The sequence below is a fragment of the Pseudomonas sp. PDM26 genome, assembly GCF_019219185.1.
Taxonomy (GTDB): domain Bacteria; phylum Pseudomonadota; class Gammaproteobacteria; order Pseudomonadales; family Pseudomonadaceae; genus Aquipseudomonas.
In genome coordinates this window covers 1-375 of the sequence record NZ_JAHUWC010000051.1, presented here as the reverse complement: position 1 = coordinate 375, position 375 = coordinate 1, and the positions used below count along the sequence as shown (strand labels likewise).

The window sequence follows — 375 nt, the reverse complement described above, 5'->3', positions numbered from 1 at the left end:
GCACGCCGGCCAACAACAAGCTGCGGATGGAGGACTTGCGCGGGCAGGAGCACGTCAAGCTCAGCACGGAATACGGCGGCAAGAGCCAGCTCAATTTGGGGCATCTGGTGGATGCGAAGAAGGCCAAACGCGGCGAAGGCTTTGAGCTGCGCACCGATGACTGGGGCGCCATCAGAGGCGGCAAGGGCGTGTTCATCAGCGCCGACGCCCAGCCCAAGGCGCAGGGCGCTACGCTGGACATGGCCGCCGCCGTCGGCCGCCTGCAACAGGCCGGCGAGCAACTGCAACAGCTGTCCACGGACGCCCAAACCGCCCACGCCGAACCCGCCGATGTGCAGGCGCAACTGACCCTCTTGCGCGAACAACTCGACTCGC

General features: G+C 66.7%; 1 protein-coding gene. It reads left to right on the top strand.

The annotated features are described in order from the left end of the window. On the top strand, window positions 1-375 hold a 375-nt coding region (locus KW849_RS31040; RefSeq protein WP_256357475.1), incomplete at both ends, for a type VI secretion system Vgr family protein.